The sequence below is a fragment of the Rhodobacteraceae bacterium LMO-JJ12 genome (genome assembly GCA_021555075.1).
Lineage (GTDB): Bacteria > Pseudomonadota > Alphaproteobacteria > Rhodobacterales > Rhodobacteraceae > JAKGBX01.
Genome location: JAKGBX010000001.1, coordinates 530,082 through 545,672 on the forward strand (window position 1 = coordinate 530,082; position 15,591 = coordinate 545,672).

17 protein-coding genes and 2 tRNA genes are annotated in these 15,591 nt (G+C 60.5%); 6 read left to right on the forward strand and 13 right to left on the reverse strand.

All coding sequences use genetic code 11. The annotated features are described in order from the left end of the window. Positions 1-21 precede the first annotated feature (21 nt). From LZG00_02525 to LZG00_02535, 3 genes are read right to left on the reverse strand one after another with little or no spacing between them, the layout of a single operon-like run. The gene (locus LZG00_02525; protein ID MCF3592869.1) at positions 22-2,469 is read right to left on the reverse strand and encodes a DotU family type IV/VI secretion system protein; all 2,448 of its coding nucleotides are present in this window, start codon (positions 2,467-2,469) and stop codon (positions 22-24) included. Between the two features lie 3 nt (positions 2,470-2,472). Continuing rightward, positions 2,473-3,339, reverse strand: a complete 867-nt coding sequence (locus tag LZG00_02530) for a M15 family metallopeptidase (protein ID MCF3592870.1) — start codon at positions 3,337-3,339, stop codon at positions 2,473-2,475. Then, positions 3,339-4,028, reverse strand: a complete 690-nt coding sequence (locus LZG00_02535) for a protein phosphatase 2C domain-containing protein (protein ID MCF3592871.1) — start codon at positions 4,026-4,028, stop codon at positions 3,339-3,341. Before LZG00_02535 ends, LZG00_02530 begins: the two co-directional genes overlap by 1 nt. Before the next feature lie 217 nt (positions 4,029-4,245). Here LZG00_02535 and LZG00_02540 point away from each other — a divergent pair, with 217 nt between their 5' ends. The 3 genes from LZG00_02540 to LZG00_02550 all read left to right on the forward strand — a co-directional run bounded on the left by LZG00_02540 (position 4,246) and on the right by LZG00_02550 (position 7,348). Then, on the forward strand, positions 4,246-5,127 hold the full coding sequence (locus LZG00_02540) for an OmpA family protein (GenBank protein ID MCF3592872.1): 882 nt from the start codon (positions 4,246-4,248) through the stop codon (positions 5,125-5,127). A 151-nt stretch (positions 5,128-5,278) separates the two neighbouring features. After that, positions 5,279-5,352, forward strand: a tRNA-Gly gene (locus LZG00_02545). 199 nt (positions 5,353-5,551) lie between these two features. Continuing rightward, positions 5,552-7,348, forward strand: coding sequence for an ATP-binding cassette domain-containing protein (locus tag LZG00_02550; protein ID MCF3592873.1), 1,797 nt, complete (start codon positions 5,552-5,554; stop codon positions 7,346-7,348). A gap of 324 nt (positions 7,349-7,672) precedes the next feature. Here LZG00_02550 and LZG00_02555 read toward each other — a convergent pair whose 3' ends face one another. From LZG00_02555 to LZG00_02580, 6 genes are all read right to left on the reverse strand, one after another. Then, positions 7,673-8,131 (reverse strand): low molecular weight phosphatase family protein, encoded by a 459-nt coding sequence (locus tag LZG00_02555; protein MCF3592874.1) that lies wholly within the window; start codon positions 8,129-8,131, stop codon positions 7,673-7,675. Positions 8,132-8,138: 7 nt separating this feature from the next. Next, a complete protein-coding gene (locus LZG00_02560; protein MCF3592875.1) occupies positions 8,139-8,618 on the reverse strand; it encodes a UPF0262 family protein in 480 nt (159 codons plus the stop codon). Between the two features lie 109 nt (positions 8,619-8,727). Beyond that, positions 8,728-10,032: a histidinol dehydrogenase gene (gene hisD / locus LZG00_02565; GenBank protein ID MCF3592876.1), complete on the reverse strand. Its 1,305-nt coding sequence runs from the start codon at positions 10,030-10,032 to the stop codon at positions 8,728-8,730. Positions 10,033-10,313: 281 nt separating this feature from the next. After that, on the reverse strand, positions 10,314-10,787 hold the full coding sequence (locus tag LZG00_02570; protein ID MCF3592877.1) for a DUF2948 family protein: 474 nt from the start codon (positions 10,785-10,787) through the stop codon (positions 10,314-10,316). After that, positions 10,784-12,052, reverse strand: coding sequence for a UDP-N-acetylglucosamine 1-carboxyvinyltransferase (gene murA, locus LZG00_02575; protein MCF3592878.1), 1,269 nt, complete (start codon positions 12,050-12,052; stop codon positions 10,784-10,786). The genes LZG00_02570 and murA overlap by 4 nt, the downstream gene beginning before the upstream one ends. A gap of 3 nt (positions 12,053-12,055) precedes the next feature. Next, positions 12,056-12,202 (reverse strand): hypothetical protein, encoded by a 147-nt coding sequence (locus LZG00_02580; protein ID MCF3592879.1) that lies wholly within the window; start codon positions 12,200-12,202, stop codon positions 12,056-12,058. A 380-nt stretch (positions 12,203-12,582) separates the two neighbouring features. On the opposite strand from LZG00_02580, the gene LZG00_02585 reads away from it, so the two are divergent. Continuing rightward, a tRNA-Thr gene (locus LZG00_02585) sits at positions 12,583-12,657 on the forward strand. A 78-nt stretch (positions 12,658-12,735) separates the two neighbouring features. Here the strand turns inward: LZG00_02585 and LZG00_02590 are convergent. The 4 genes from LZG00_02590 to LZG00_02605 all read right to left on the reverse strand — a co-directional run bounded on the left by LZG00_02590 (position 12,736) and on the right by LZG00_02605 (position 14,612). Further along, a complete protein-coding gene (locus LZG00_02590) occupies positions 12,736-13,140 on the reverse strand; it encodes a hypothetical protein (GenBank protein ID MCF3592880.1) in 405 nt (134 codons plus the stop codon). 60 nt (positions 13,141-13,200) lie between these two features. Then, positions 13,201-13,362 (reverse strand): hypothetical protein, encoded by a 162-nt coding sequence (locus tag LZG00_02595; GenBank protein ID MCF3592881.1) that lies wholly within the window; start codon positions 13,360-13,362, stop codon positions 13,201-13,203. Positions 13,363-13,698: 336 nt separating this feature from the next. Then, positions 13,699-14,244, reverse strand: coding sequence for an ImmA/IrrE family metallo-endopeptidase (locus tag LZG00_02600; protein ID MCF3592882.1), 546 nt, complete (start codon positions 14,242-14,244; stop codon positions 13,699-13,701). After that, complete coding sequence (locus LZG00_02605) at positions 14,244-14,612, reverse strand: helix-turn-helix domain-containing protein (protein MCF3592883.1); 369 nt, start codon at positions 14,610-14,612, stop codon at positions 14,244-14,246. The genes LZG00_02600 and LZG00_02605 overlap by 1 nt, the downstream gene beginning before the upstream one ends. A 214-nt stretch (positions 14,613-14,826) precedes the next feature. Between LZG00_02605 and LZG00_02610 the strand changes: the two genes are divergently transcribed. Both LZG00_02610 and LZG00_02615 read left to right on the forward strand, forming a co-directional pair. Beyond that, the gene (locus LZG00_02610) at positions 14,827-15,105 is read left to right on the forward strand and encodes a hypothetical protein (GenBank protein ID MCF3592884.1); all 279 of its coding nucleotides are present in this window, start codon (positions 14,827-14,829) and stop codon (positions 15,103-15,105) included. Between the two features lie 61 nt (positions 15,106-15,166). After that, the gene (locus LZG00_02615) at positions 15,167-15,580 is read left to right on the forward strand and encodes a hypothetical protein (protein ID MCF3592885.1); all 414 of its coding nucleotides are present in this window, start codon (positions 15,167-15,169) and stop codon (positions 15,578-15,580) included. Positions 15,581-15,591 lie beyond the last annotated feature (11 nt).

Sequence of the window (15,591 nt, forward strand, 5' to 3'; positions counted from 1 at the left end):
CGCAACATTTTACCGCAAAAGCTATAGCGCCGCAGGACAGGAAAACCCCCGTATTTGCGCTCTGGTCGAAACTGGGTTCACGGGGCGATCAAACCCCATCTCCAGGAATATCCGCCCCGAATCTGTCCGCAGATCGAGCAGAACGCGTTGACCCTTGTCGCGCACCCTTAGGCGCAATCCATCAATCAGCCGGATCAGACTCCAATTGCCTTCATGCAAAATTCGGGCGTTTTTCGTGCCATCTGTGAAGGCCACTTCCAACCCCTTGGCAGGTTCTGGTCCCGGCCATTTTAACATCGCTGGTGCGCCGCGCGCTCGCACCGGGACACCCACGCCACCAATGGCGAAAACGGTCTCGCCGCGTTCGGCCAAAGCGGTCAACGACAGATCAAGTTCGATTTGCCCGGTCGCGCCGAAAAGCGCGTCGGAGACAGCAAACGCGCGCTCGAAGAAGGCGGCGCTTTCGGGTTTCAAACCGGCAAACCGGGCTTCGGGCTTCCATCGCCAGGGGCTGACATCCGTTTCTATCAAGGGCAATGCAGCGGTTCTCGCAAAAAGGGTCAATTGCCCATTCGACCCCAGAAGGCCGGTGACACTATTGAAATCGGCATCAGAGCCGTCGCCAAAGGGATAACGCCCCTCCAGCGCTTGGCGGCACGCCGGATAGACCAGTTGTTGCCACTTGCGGGTCAAGGGGTTCGAGCCGTCCTCTGACTGAGTTGCGGCCGATTGCGCCAGAACATCCTCGGTAATCTGCACCACGATCGAAGGGGCGGCCTTTAACGCCTGAATTGAGCGGGCGGTGTCCTGCCACGTCATCAGACGTTGGCTGCCACGTTCCGCGTTCAGATCAATTGAGCCCAAGGCGACGTTGAGCATAGAAAACAGGCGCGAGATTTCGGCCATGCGGCCTTGTTCGATGTATTGAATTGTTGAGCCGAACTCGCGCGCGAGGCGGAGCTGTTGTGCGTGGCTGCGGCTTCGGTCGGCACCACCGGCTTCGAGCCAAGTTTTTCCCAAAAGCTGAGAAATTGGATTGTCGGGCAGCGAAAGCTTCCCCGACACTTCAATGGCGGTTGAGCGTTTGGCAAAGGGGCGGACGCGTAAATCGGTCAGGAAGGTTTTCCAAGCCGCGATTGTGTTGGCGTTAAGGCGATCAAGCACCAGATCGGGAGAAGCGTTGACCGGCGTCAATGCCTGACCGGTGATTCCCTGTGCCACGCTGCGGGCGCGTTGCACGGAAAGCCCGACACCGAATTCTCGCGCGTGGGTCCATCCTGCTTGGGTGAACAGCCCCGGCATTCCGGCGTTCACGGGCTTGCCTGAACGGCGCAGCACCACTTCCTCGAGTCCGGGCACCTCTGCTTCGGGACGCCAGCGTGCAAGGGCGCGGGTTTCTTCGGCTCTGCGCAACTCAAGCCATGCCAGATCGGGCTCTTCGGCTTCGGCTGCGAAGCGCCGGGCCTGTTCCATCAGTAGAGGGTCTTTTGCCAGAAGTTCGGTATCTGGACCCGAGAGCGTCGCTGCATGCTCTGAAAGGCCATCAAGGCCCAACGCCGCCTGGTTATCTTCCAGCCAGCCGACGACATAGGCGGGTTGCCAATCATTGTCACCGTTCAGCACGGCCCATGTTCTGAGGGCGTCATAGAGCGCGAGACCTTCGCCCTCGGTTGCAATTGCGTGTTCGATTGCGTCACCCACAACGCGCGGGACACGCGCGGTGATCTCGGAGGCATAGATCTGATCAGCCTGGGTTTCGCTATCGACCCAAGGCAAGCGAAAGGCGCGTCTGAACGGGGCTTTTTGGGCTGCGCGATTCAATCGTCCTTTGGCCTCGGCCAATTGGTTGAGTCGTGCAACCAAGTCTGCGCCTTCGGGGTCGCGGTCGAGCCCGATTTCGACGATTTCCGTCTTAAATTCGGCCATCAAGCGGGACTGAAATCGGTATTCGATGAAGCAGGCATAGATCACGATAGAGGCGACAAAGAGTATCAATGTTGCTGCGATCCAACCGCCCCAATTGCTTGAGCGGTACATCTGAGGGCCTTTGCGCAAACCCTCGATGCGCTCAAGCACCTGATCGAGAAAATACCCGAGGTCGTCAAACTCGCGTCCTTGTCGACGGGCGGTATCGCGAAAGGTATGCAATCTTTCACGCGTTATTTCACGCCCTTCAAACAGTTTCTGTCCGGCCAGAACCGTCCAGGTGGAGAGCCGTAGCCCGGGCAATTGTCGTGCGCGTTTGTCGATCAACAGCGCCAAGGCATAGCGCGCAGGTTTGAGCGTGGCATCGGGCGCACCGCCACGTTTGGCTTGGATTTCGAACCTGTCGAGAAGCGCGGTTGCGCGTTCGATCAACCGCTGTTCGCCTGCTTGTGCATCGTGCTCGATGGTGTCCATAAAGGACCAAACCGGTTGGGCAGCTTGGCCATAGGCCGTATTCCTTTGGCTGGTCTGACGCCCTGACATGGCCTAAAGCTTTCCTTCGCTCTGCCATTTCTTCAACGTTTCGACCCCCACTTCGAAATGCATCGAGTCCTCGCGCCGATATGTTGCCCCCCAAAACCAGCCTTCTTCATTGAATAACTCGGCCAGCAGCAAGAGACCAAACTGGGTGCTGCCATCGGCAAAGGGGTCAAGTTTGCCTTCGATTTTGAGATCTATCGCTGTGCCCCAGGAATGATTTGAAACCGAGCGGGTGGAGCCGCGAATAAGGCGCGCACAAAGCGCTCCTGCGGTGCCAAGCTTGGCAGCGAGATCGGGTTCATCCTCTTTTAGTTGATTGTAGATCCGCTCCAGCGACTCCAGCGCCGGTTTGACCATCGTGACCCGGATCGGTCCGATTTGGCGTGTTTCAAGAAGGGCTTTGATTCTGGGGTTGGTGACCGCTTGGCAATTGGTGGAATAGCTGTCGCGCGGATGGCCCATCACCTCAAGCATTATCCGGTTGCCCGGTTGTGTAACGCCCCTGTTGAAGCGTGCTTTGGCCAGTAGCATTTGTTCTGTTGGGGCTTCGATACCGGGGCCTTCTTCGCCGCTATCATCGCCGGTCAAATCAGGGGAGGTTATGATTATGTCGGGCACGGCAGCGGGTTGCGATGCCCGCAGCGCCATGTCTTCGCTTAACCTTTCGATCTCGACACGGGCATCTTGCAACTCGCTGCGCAATTCGTCCTGTTCGGCGCGCAAACGGCTCATAGCAGTCTCAAAACGTTCAAGGCGTAGCTCGGTGCTGCCCCCGGCTGTCTCAAGAAGTGCGCCGACGAGCGCAAAGGAAATGGCGGCCACGATTAATCCGATGGCGATGATAATCGGCCCAATCAACGTTCCTTGCCGCATTACGCGTGCCTCGCAAAGACGCCGATAACCGATAGGTTGTCTGGCGCCCCAGACTCGAGCGCTGAGGTGGTGAGTTGACGACAGATCGCTTCTGGACCAGCGCCTGTTGCAAGAGTATCGGCAATTTCCTGATCGCCGATGCAAGCGGTCAACCCGTCACTGCACATCAAAATGCGATCACCCGCAACCAGCGGCACGGCCCGCGTGTCGATCTCGATCGTTTCGCCAAAGCCGACTGCGCGGGTCACCACATGCGCTTCTGGGTGAACCTCGCGCCCGGAAGCCGGAATCAACCCTTGATCAACCAGGTCCTGCACAACCGTGTGGTCGTGGGTAAGCAACCGCAACTGGCCACTGCGCATCAGATAGACGCGACAATCCCCGGCCCAGGCGAGATGGGCCACTGAATTCTGGATCATCATGGCCACCACCGTGGCGCCAATATTGCCGGTGCAGGCTTTCAGACTGTGCTCTCGAATACGTCGGTTGGCCTCTTCCAGACGCGACTGCAATGCCGGACCGGCCAGCACGTTGTCGGGTACTGTTGAGAGGCATTCGATCACGATCTCTGAGGCCACGTCGCCGTTGCCATACCCCCCCATACCGTCCGCGACAGCCCAGAGAATGCCGGAAGGATCGGTTAGAATGGCGTCTTCGTTCTTCTCGCGCACCATTCCGCTGTGGGTCATTCCCGCCCCGAAAAAAACCGGTGCGGTTTGCCTCAGGGGCGGTATTCGTGTGGTTGGTGTGGTCAATTTATGACCCCCTGTGGCACAGCACGACCGTAAATTTACGGGGCTAAACGTGTATTAGTCGCAATCTCTTAGAATAAGGCTGAATTGAATCTCGTTTGATGATACCCTAGGCGATACCTCATACAAGACTCTATTTTCATAGGTGCATAAGATGCGAAGTTCCTTATTCCTCGCGCTGGCGGGTGCGCTATTTTATTCCGCAGCCCCCGCTTACGCACAAGACGACATGAGCGTTGATGATATCCGTAGCGCCTTTGAGCGCCAGGTTCAGGCGTTTGGCAGCGCCAAGACACGCGGTCTTGGCAATGGGCAGGATCGCGGGCTCAAGCTTATCACAGTAGAAGACATCGCGACCGACGATAAAGGCGAGCAGGTGGTTGTAACGCTAACACCCTCGCAAGATGTCGCGGCCACAAAAGACACTTCAGAAACCTCTACGGTGGAACCATCTGTAGAGACGGCGAGGGCAAGCGAGACGACCGCGACAGGCCTCGCCACATCGACCGAAACATCGACTGAAACCGCCAGTTCAACTGTTGAGACAACGACAAGCACGGCATCCTCGGACAGTGTGACCGGCGCCACCGTCACCACCACTGTGGCGGGCAGCACTGCTACGACTGGCTCGGACACAAAGGTCACATTGGCGGGCGCGACCGACCCAAACAAACCGCTTGTCTATGGCCAGTTTAAGCCGGAGCTGCAGGTAAATTTGCATATTGAGTTTGGGTTTGATTCCGCCGCGCTTGACGCTTCGCAAAAGCCTAAGCTGGAAAAAATGTGCATTGTTTTGCAGACATCACCGATCAATAAAATTCGCATCGTCGGCCATACCGACACCAAGGGAACCGACGCATATAATGAGCGTTTGTCGATCCTGCGGGCGCGCGAAGTGGCGCGACATCTGACGGAGGAATGCGGCATTGCCGCTTCGAGGTTGGAGACTGTCGGGCTGGGTGAACGCTTTCCGATCAACCCCAACAACCCTTCGGCCGATGAAAACCGGCGGGTTGAGTTTCAGGCTTTGAGCTGAAGTGAAGTAAAGCGAAGTGAAGTAAAGCAATGTAGAGCTCCGAGCAGCGCGGCCGGTGCTTTGGTGAACTAGTCTACGTCTTGGCGAGTGTGAACGGCCATATATTGCTTGACCCTAAAAGTGCTATGAAATAGTGACACGCAAGTGTTGAGCGGGCGTTGTGTAGTGGTAAGACCTTAGCCTTCCAAGCTAATGACGCGGGTTCGATTCCCGCCGCCCGCTCCAAACCACATTGGTAACAGACGTTCCCCCCAAAGATCAGCAGACCGATCCGTTGCAGCGGGCTGCAAAGGCGTGGGAAAGCCGGTCGTTGAGCGCGCATAGGCGGCCTTGTTTCGCCAAGACTCGGGTTGACCATGGCGGCGCGCGCAGCCATGAAGCCCCATAGCTGAAAAGACGCTGTGAAACAGGTAAGGAGCCGCGCATGGCCAGGCAGGCGGTGCCCAGCACGGGCGAGAACGAGCGGGAAAAATCCAAACGCGTGGGTGCGCTCAGAGGGCTGGTGCCATTCCTGTTGCCTTATCGAATGCTGTTGGTGCTGGCGGGGCTGGCGCTGATACTCACTGCGGGTCTGTCGCTGGCGCTGCCGATGGCGGTGCGACGTGTGGTCGACAATTTCAACACCCACAACGATGCGCTGCTTGACAAATACTTCGGAGCCGCCGTTGCGATTGCCGCTTTGTTGGCGGTGGGCACGGGTCTGCGCTATGCGTTGGTGACGCGGCTTGGCGAGCGTGTGGTGGCCGATATTCGCAAGGCGGTGTTTGATCGCGTGATTGGCATGAGCCCGGGCTTTTTCGAGACCATCATGACTGGCGAAGTGTTGAGCCGGATCACCACCGATACCACCCTGATCCTTTCGGTAATCGGCTCGTCTATCAGCGTGGCCTTGCGTAACGTGTTGATTTTTCTGGGTGGTATGGTGCTCATGCTGCTCACCTCGGCCAAGCTGACAGGGCTTGTGTTGTTGATCGTGCCACTTGTGATCGTGCCGATCCTGGTGATGGGGCGCCGCCTGCGCGTGTTGTCGCGCGAGAACCAGGATTGGATCGCGGCCAGTTCGGGCATGGCGAGCGAGGCCTTGAGCGCGGTGCAGACCGTGCAGGCCTTTACCCACGAAGGGGCCAGCCGCGCGGGCTTTGCCGATGTGACCGAGAAAAGCTATGACGTGGCGCGGCGCCGGATCACGGTGCGGGCGGTGATGACGGTGCTGGTGATGTTCCTGGTCTTTACCGGGGTCGTGGGCGTCTTGTGGATCGGCGCGCATGATGTGCGTCAGGGATTGATGAGTTCCGGCGAGTTGGTTCAGTTTGTCATCTACGCGGTCCTTGTGGCGGGCGCCGTGGCGGCGCTGAGCGAAATATGGGGCGAGTTGCAACGCGCGGCCGGTGCCACCGAACGGCTGGTCGATCTGCTTGAAGTCGAAGATGCGGTGACAGATCCGGCGCAACCGTTTGCGTTGCAACGTCCGGTCAAGGGCGAGATTACCTTTGAAAAGGTTACTTTTTCCTATCCGTCGCGCCCGGACATGCCTGCACTTCACGATATTGAGTTGACTGTGCAACCGGGAGAAACCGTCGCGTTGGTCGGTCCTTCGGGGGCAGGTAAGACGACGATCATTCAACTGATCCAGCGCTTTTACGACCCGCTTGCAGGGCGCGTTCTGCTCGATGGTCAGGATCTCGCGACGCTGACGCAGGGCGATTTCCGGCAGGCCATGGCGCTGGTGCCGCAAGACCCGGTGATCTTTGCCGCCACCGCGCGCGAGAACATCCGTTTTGGCCGCGAAGAAGCCACCGACGCCGAGGTAGAAGCGGCTGCGCGCGCCGCCGCCGCACATGAGTTTATCGAAGCTTTGCCAAAGGGTTACGACAGCCCGCTGGGCGAGCGCGGCGTGCTCTTGTCAGGCGGACAGAAACAGCGGATCGCCATCGCCCGCGCGATCCTGCGGGATGCGCCAGTGTTGCTTCTGGACGAGGCGACAAGCGCGCTGGACGCCGAAAGCGAACGCGCCGTGCAGGCGGCGGTTGACCGGTTGTCGGAAAACTGCACCACCATTGTTGTGGCGCACCGCCTTGCGACCGTGAAGAAAGCCGACCGGATTGTGGTGCTTGAGGGGGGGCGTATTGCGGCCATCGGAAAGCACGAGGAATTGGTGGCAGAGGGTGGTCTTTATGCCCGTCTGGCGCGTTTGCAGTTCACCGATGGCGGCGCGGATTAATCGGACCTGACCCCTCCGCACCACAGGGTTAACGCGGAAATGAGCCTCAGGAACGGGGGGTGACTTCCGGCTGCCGTCCGGCTGTCCCCCGGCTGCCATGCGATCCGGGCGACTCTGCGGCAATAAGCCTTAACGGACCGTGCGCTGTCATTGCCTTTTCATCTTTCCAAAAATACTCAAATTCCGAAATCAACTCGCACGCCGCCGTCTGGGCGTAGTACAGCCTTGCCGATTGTCGGCGCCGAGCGTAGCGAGGCCCCCCGCGACGCCGCAGGCGGCGCAATACCTGAAGATCCGGAGACGCCGCAGGCGGCGCAAACCGTCTTAACTTGCGAGCGTTCCGCCCCAGTGACGTGTCAGATGGCCGATGATCTCGTCGCGCGTGCGGCGGTAGGCCTCAAGCTTGGCATCACGGGTTTCGCCCTGTCCCGTGGGGTCGGTGATCGGCCAGAATTCCACATCGGTGTGGAACGGGCGTGTCAGATCCCTGGCGCGGGCATGTGACGCGGGCGACAATGCGATGATCAGATCATAGGACGACAGGTGATCGCCGTAGTCATCCATATCCTCGAAACTGCGCGAGCGGTGCGTTTCCAGTTTGACACCGACCTCTCCACAGACCGTGATGGCAAAACCATCAACGTCAAGATCGCTCTTCAATCCGGCGGATTGCAGATAGGTGGACGAGCCGTAGAGCTTCTTGGCGATGGCTTCCGCCATGGGCGAGCGCACGGCGTTGTGGTCGCAGCAAAACAGCACCGATTGGGGCAGGGGGCTGGTCATTGCTGTGTCAGGCTCCGAAATGCAGCACGCAGACCAGCGTAAACAGCCGCCGTGCGGTGTCGGTGTCAACGTCGGCCTTGCCGTCAAGCCGCTCTTGCAGCACCCGCGCACCTTCGTTGTGAATGCCGCGCCGGGCCATGTCGATGGTCTCGATCTGGCTTGGCGGCATGTTCTTGACCGCATTGAAATAGCTTTCGCAGATCGCCCAGTAATCTTTGACCACCTGGCGGAACGGCGACAGCGACAGATGAAACTCTGACGCCTTCTCGCCGCTTTCGGTTGAGATGTCGAACACCAGCCGCTTTTCACGGATCGACAGGTCGACATGATACGGCCCGTCCGGCGCGATGCGGTCATCGCGTTTGGGGAGGGTGAAGCTGTTTTCTTCCAAGAGGTCGAACATCGCGACTTTGCGCTCCTGCTCGATCTCAGGTGTTGGCGGCGGCAGATTGCTGTCGTCGAGCTCTATCTGGCTGATCCGGGACATGACTGATTGCACTTTCGCTATAACGTTTCCTGAGCCTGCGCGCGCAACTGCTAGCGTGGATCAGGCGGGTTGCCAATGGGGCGGCATCTGATTGCAGACAGGTGTTGCCTCAGGGTTTATTCAAATGATTAAGCCGGGCGCGCACCGACAGGCCGTGCGCTTCAAGGCTTTCCGAATTGGCCAGAGTTTCCGCCGCCGGGCCAATGGCGCGCAGCGCCTCGGGCGTCATTTGCGCCAGCGTTGTCCGCTTGAGGAAATCCAGCACCGATAGCCCCGAAGAAAACCGTGCCGAGCGCGCGGTGGGCAACACATGGTTCGGCCCGCCGACGTAATCGCCAATGGCTTCGGGTGTCCACGCACCAAGGAAAATTGCCCCCGCATGGGTGATGTCGTCGGCCAGCGCCATCGGGTCGGCAACGCAAAGTTCCAGATGCTCGGGAGCGACGCGGTTTGACAATCGCGCGGCGGTGGCCAGATCCGGCACATGGATTACCGCGCCATTGTCGCGCCAGCTTGCAGCGGCAATCTCGCGCCGTTCCAGTGTTTGCAAATGGCGTTCAATCGCCACCTGAACCGCCTTGGCCATCACCGGGCTGTCGGTGATCAGGATCGCCTGCGCACTCTCGTCATGTTCGGCCTGGCTCAACATGTCGAGCGCGAGCCAATCAGGATCATTGTCGGCGTCGGCAATCACCAGAATTTCGGACGGCCCGGCGATCATGTCGATGCCAACCTTGCCGAACACCCGCCGTTTGGCGGCGGCGACAAAGGCGTTGCCCGGCCCGGTGATCTTGTCGACCGGCGGAATGCTTTCGGTGCCATAGGCCAGTGCCGCAATCGCCTGCGCACCACCGATGCGGTAAATCTCGTCTACCCCGGCAAGCTTGGCCGCGAGGATCACCAGCGGATTGACCACGCCATCGGGGGTCGGGCAAGTGATGGCCAGCCGCTCAACCCCGGCGACTTTGGCGGGGATCGCGTTCATCAGAACCGATGAGGGATAAGAGGCCAAGCCGCCCGGCACATAAAGCCCCGCCGCCGATACTGCGCTCCAGCGCCAGCCGAGCTTTGCGCCGGTTTCTTCTTCCCAGAGCGCGTCTTCCGGCATCTGGCGCGCGTGATAAGCCTCGATCCGTTCAGCGGCCTGTTCCAGTGCCGCGCGCTCATCGGCGGGCACGGCCGCGCAATGCATCTCGATCTCCTGCGCAGAAAACCGCAATGTGTCCGGGGTCAGCACCAGTCGATCAAACTTTGCCGTCAGCGCAATCACCGCCTCATCGCCGCGCGCGCGCACATCTGCAATGATCCCGGCCACGGCTTCATCGACATCGGGGCTGTCCTCGCGCTTGGCGCCAAGAAGGGCGGAAAACTGCGCCTCGAAATCGGCGGTTGTGGCGTCGAGGATCACGGGCATCGGTGGCACTCCTTGGTCTGACCGTCATAAGGTCAAGGCAATATGCTCCGCGTGATAGGCGCTCAGACCTCGCGGCTCAAGACGCAAAGCCATGAAAGGCTGCGCCATTCATCTTGCCAAAAATATCCAAATCCCGAAATCAACGCTCGCGCTGCCGTCTGGGCGTTGCACAGCCTTGCCAATCGTCGGCGCCGAGCGAAGCGAGGCGCCCCCCGCGACGCCGCAGGCGGCGCAATTCCTGGAGAACCGGAGACGCCGCAGGCGGCGCAATTCCTTCAGTGTCAGTCGTCGGGATGGTCCGGAACGTGTCTGGACGGCGCGCGATAGGGGCGGGTCACATCTTTCAGCCGGGCTTCCAATGCTTCAACCTCAAGCCGGATCGCGCCGTCGCCCGCCAAAGTCAGAAGGACGTGGCCGGTGCCATCTTCGCCCGGTTCCCAGCTTATTGCCAGCAGCGACAGGATGACCTCGGGGTCGGAGCGGTCAAGCCCCTGGCTCGCCACATGCAGCACGTTGTCGAACACCAGCAGCGATTGTACCCGTTCCGGGCCGTGGCGCTCGCGTCCCTTGTCTTCCCAACGAAAGCGGTTGAGCAAAAGCGCGAAGCGGCGTTTGCGCGCCTGAAAGCGCATTTCAGAGATCGGGAATACGGCATCCTGAGCGAGTGCCGAGATGACCTTGAGATCTTCGGCGTCAAGCGCGCCAAGATTGAGCGGTGCCTCGTGACCCTCTTCGAAAGTTGCGTCCTGGCTCATTGTTCTTTGACCCGTTCAATCTTGGCGCCAACCCCCTGGAGCTTGCCCACCACGTGTTCATAGCCGCGATCAAGATGGTAGACCCGACTCACCACCGTTTCGCCTGTCGCCGCCAGCCCGGCGAGGATCAGCGAAACAGAGGCGCGCAGATCGGTCGCCATGACGCGCGCGCCTTTGAGGCGTTCAACCCCTCGCACTGTTGCATTGCCACCATGCACGTCGATATCGGCGCCCATGCGCATCAATTCGGGGGCGTGCATGAAGCGATTCTCGAAAATCTTTTCCTCCAGAACCGACGTGCCATTGGCGGTGCAGAGCAGCGCCATCATCTGGGCCTGCAAATCGGTTGGGAAGCCGGGGAAGGGTTCGGTCGTCACATCGACCGCGTTCACCCGGCCATTGCGCGGACGCACCAGCAGGCCACGGTCGGTTTCGGTCACATCGACACCGGCCTGGTCGAGCTTTTCGACGAACGCCCCGACCAGAGAAAGCTTGCCACCAAGGCACAGCACTTCGCCGCCTGCAATCGCAGGCGCCAGCATATAGGTGCCAAGCTCGATCCGGTCGGTCACCACCGGATGGGTGGCGCCGTGCAGGCGGTCAACGCCTTGGATGGTGATCGTTGAGGTGCCGTCGCCGTCAATCTGCGCCCCCATGGCGCGCAGGCAGGTGGCGAGATCAACAATCTCGGGTTCGCGTGCGGCGTTTTTCAGCACCGTCGTGCCCTTGGCCAGCGTCGCGGCCATCATTACGTTTTCGGTGGCACCAACGGAGGCAAATGAAAATTCGATCACGGCGCCCTTGAGCCCGCCGGGCGCCTTGGCATGCAGATAGCCGTCTTTCAGTTCAATCTCGGCGCCGAGGGCTTCGAGGCCGTGAATGTGCAGATCCATCGGGCGCGCACCGATGGCGCAGCCGCCGGGCAGCGAGACGACGGCATGGCCGAGCCGCGCCAGCATCGGCCCCAGCACCAGGTTGGAGGCGCGCATCTTGCGCACGATATCGTAGTCGGCGATGTGGTTGTTGATGTCGTGGCTCGACATTGCCAACACCTGGCCGTTTTGCAGCGAGGTGACTTCGGCGCCCAGCGAGCCGAGCAGTTCCGTCATCGTCTTGATGTCGCTGAGGCGGGGCGCATTGGTCAGCGTCAGCGGCTCTTCGCTGAGAAGTGTGGCCGGCATCAGCGTGAGGCAGGCGTTCTTGGCGCCGGCGATGGGGATCTCGCCCCGGAGTTCACCATTTCCGGTGACGATGATCTGATCCATGGCTTAGCCGTCCTTTTTCTCGTTACTGCCCTTGGGTGGCGTGCTGCGCGCCTTGGCTTGGGCCTTGCGGCGGGCCATGTTGGCTTTCAGCGCTGATTTGAGCCGGTCGTCACGGCGCGGTGTCGGTTTGGCGGGAGTTTTACTGCTCATAATCACCTCATAGAGGAGGCATCAAAAACAGTCCAGATTGCGCTTGCACGCGAAGGCGTTTGCGTCTAATCACCCGCCACGCGTTTCCCGCGCGTCAAAACGACTGCGGGATGGCGTGGCCCGGTCGTGTGGCGCCCCGTTTGGTTGGGGAAACTTGGCCGGGAGATAGTGTTGAATTAGAAGGGTTAATCCAGAACCTTCTTGCCACGGGGTAACACCTGGGGTTACGAACTGGAAACGAGATGCTGTGGTAGCTCAGTGGTAGAGCACACCCTTGGTAAGGGGCGGCTCCGCTGGCCAAGGCGGCTGAAACTAAAGGGCTTTTCCAGAGCCCGCTTGCATCGGGGTAACGCCCGGGGTAGCTAACTGGAAAACAGCGGGCTGCTGTAGCTCAGAGGTAGAGCACTCCCTTGGTAAGGGAGAGGTCGAGAGTTCGATTCTCTCCAGCAGCACCACCCAACCCAAAAAAACAAGCACTTACGGGTCAGACGGCGGGGAAGCCCTGCGTTACCCCAGCGTTACCCCAAGCCGATTCACCCCTCCTCACCCCAGTCGGGGTCGATGTGGCAGCCGTTGCCGCCGTCCGCCTCGACCATGATGCCGTTGTGGCCGCCCCCGGCCTCCATAACTGCGCCAGCGATTGCCCAGCGGAGGTCGGACACCCATAGGCCGGGCCGCACGGTCACGGTGTAGCAGGCCCCGGCGTTTGAATCGCACCAGATCGTTTCCAGACGGCGCGCCAGCAGCTCGGGCATGGCGTCGATGATCCGGCGCATAGTGTCCAGCTCTGAAAGGATCGCCCACCGGCTCTCAATCTGGACGCCCCGGTAGCGAAAGCCCGAGACCGGGGCCTTGGGTCCGGCGTCGGCGCGGTCAATGTCATACTGGCGCTGGATCAGCTCAGCCGCCTCGGGCGGCAGGTCGGTGTATTCTACCATGTTGATCTCCTCTAAGGTGTCGTGCCCCGCGAGCGCTGCTGCGGGGCACGACGATAGGGGTTACTTCTTCTTGATGGTCTCCACCACGTGGGTGGATTTGCGCTGCGTCGCCTTCTTGACTGTGGTGAAACGGCCAGTCTTTGCGCTGCGGCCAACTTTGAACGATTTCGATTTCATCTGTTCTGCTTTCATAGTTGCATTGAGGGTGGGAGGCGCACTCATCGCGCCCCCCGTTGATCTGGGTGGGGTGTCTATTCCGGGATCAGAATAGGCCACGCCCGCAGCCCAAACGCTTTCGCGTAGAGCCGGGTGCCGGTCTTCGGGCATGTCCGCCAAGGGCGGAAGACATACCGGTATCCCGGCGGAGGGGGTGTGTGACGCTTGGTCATTACACTCTCCACTTCGGGGCGTATCTTGCCTTTGAACCCAGATTGCGCTATGTGCAGTCCTGCTTAGGAGACTGATTTGCGCTTCCGGGAGGCTCTGCATCGTCAAGCCCCTGATGCACGATGAAGAAATCTGTGAGGAGGCTCGGGCGCCAACCTGAGCCTTCTTTCGTTAGAACCACCCCCTCTTTACAAGATCATCAAGGCGGTAGCTGGCGGCGGGCCGGGAGACGCCGAAACGCTCCATCAAGTCCTCAGCGCTGTCGAGGATCGAAATGTGGCGACCCGGCATCAACAGCGTGCTGGCAAAGCGGTTTGCCTGCTTCTCGGCAGACCGATACGGCTTGAGCCGCTCGTTCGACATAGCGCGCGCCAGCGGCTTGTCGGCATCGGTGTGAAGGAGGAGGTGGCCCAGTTCATGGGCGAACGTGAATCGGGCGCGAACGCCGCCGGTGCAAGCCTCCTCATACACATCCTCGCGGATGCGGATGAACCGCCCCCTGGGGCACGTCAGCCCCTCAGCACCGTCCATCTCTGCATGTGTGCAGATTTCAAAGCTGATTTCCTCGAACCGGTTGGCCAGCAGCTTCTCGACAACGTCGACAACCGGAAAGTAGGGCACCTCCTCAAGCCGGAAGCTGTTGCGGACACTGTCAGCGGCAGCGTCCACCTGCGCCCAGCTCATAGCCGGAGCCCTGAAATCGGACATGTCACCCATCAGTCACTGTCTCCTTTGCGGAGGATGGCGAGTATCTTCTCCAGCTCGTCAGGGGACAGGGCGTCCATCTTGGAACTCATCCGCCGAGCCATCAGACCGGCGGCATCGCGCTCCAGCGGCGTCTGCGCCTCAATTGTGAATGCCTTCCGCGACCGGTCTGCGGCCCGGCGCAGGGCATCGGCTGCATCGCCTGCGAGCTGGTATGCGGCGATGACAAGCTCTTCAAAGCCCGAGGGCGGGCTTTTTGAGCCGCGCTCGACTGCGGAGATGAAGGCCGACGACTTCTCAAGCTGATGAGACATGTCGTAGAGGCGCTCATCTCGATCAATTCTCAGCTTCCGCAGCTCCTTTCCGATTTCTGTGGTCATGGTGTGCCTCCTTGGGATCTCCGCGCAATATGTGGTGTGCCGCCCGGGCTGTCAACCGGATTGGTTAATTTTTTGGCCCGATCAGGTTAACAACGCGACCGTCGCACCAATCCCCGCCCAGAACGCCCCCGATTGGCGCGACCGACACAGGGCGCGCGACATGCGACTTCTCCAACCACTGGCCGATGGGGCCGGATGGAAAAGGAGAAGATCAATGACCCACCTTCACGCAATCACCGACCGGGGAGCCGACCTGACGGTCCTGCTCCGCGAACAACAGGGCGGGCCCAGCTTTCGCAACCCCGCCCGCCGCGCAGCCTTCATGATTGCCCAGCGGGTAGCAGAAGATGACCAGTGGCACCACAGCAGCGCGAATGCTGCCGACTTCCTACGCGCCTTCGCCTGCATCGCAAACAAGATGGCAAACAGCTCGGGCGTCCACCCGGCGCTGCGTCGGCACCTTCGCTGGACCGCCGAACAGGCCGTGCGCTGATGCAACCCGCGCCGCCCGGCGCGGTGCTGGGCGGCGCTCCACCTCTTGATTGGAGACACAGATGAACATTGAACAAATGGAGCATGAGCCGCACCAGCGGGAGACCACCGACGAGGAGTATGAGGCCGGACCGGACTTCGCCGGCATCGCGGAGCGCCTCGACTTGCTCCAGCGCCTCGAAAGCGACGGCTGGTGGGGCGAGATGGACAGTTGGAACCCGGAGGATGAAACCATCCTGCGCACGGTTGGGCCGGTCATCGCCCGGGCGGCATATGCGGAGGCAAACGGCCCTGGGAAGCACGGCTACAGCCCCACGGCGGACCTGCTTGAGGCCGTGGCGTGGCACCTCGATTACTACCACGGCTCGGTCGCGGGCGAAGCCGATGACCTGTCAGAATGGGCCTGCCGGACGATGGAGGACCTGTTCGCACTGTCTGAGGCCATCGAACGGCACCGGGGCGGAAAGCTCAACTGACCACCACCCGG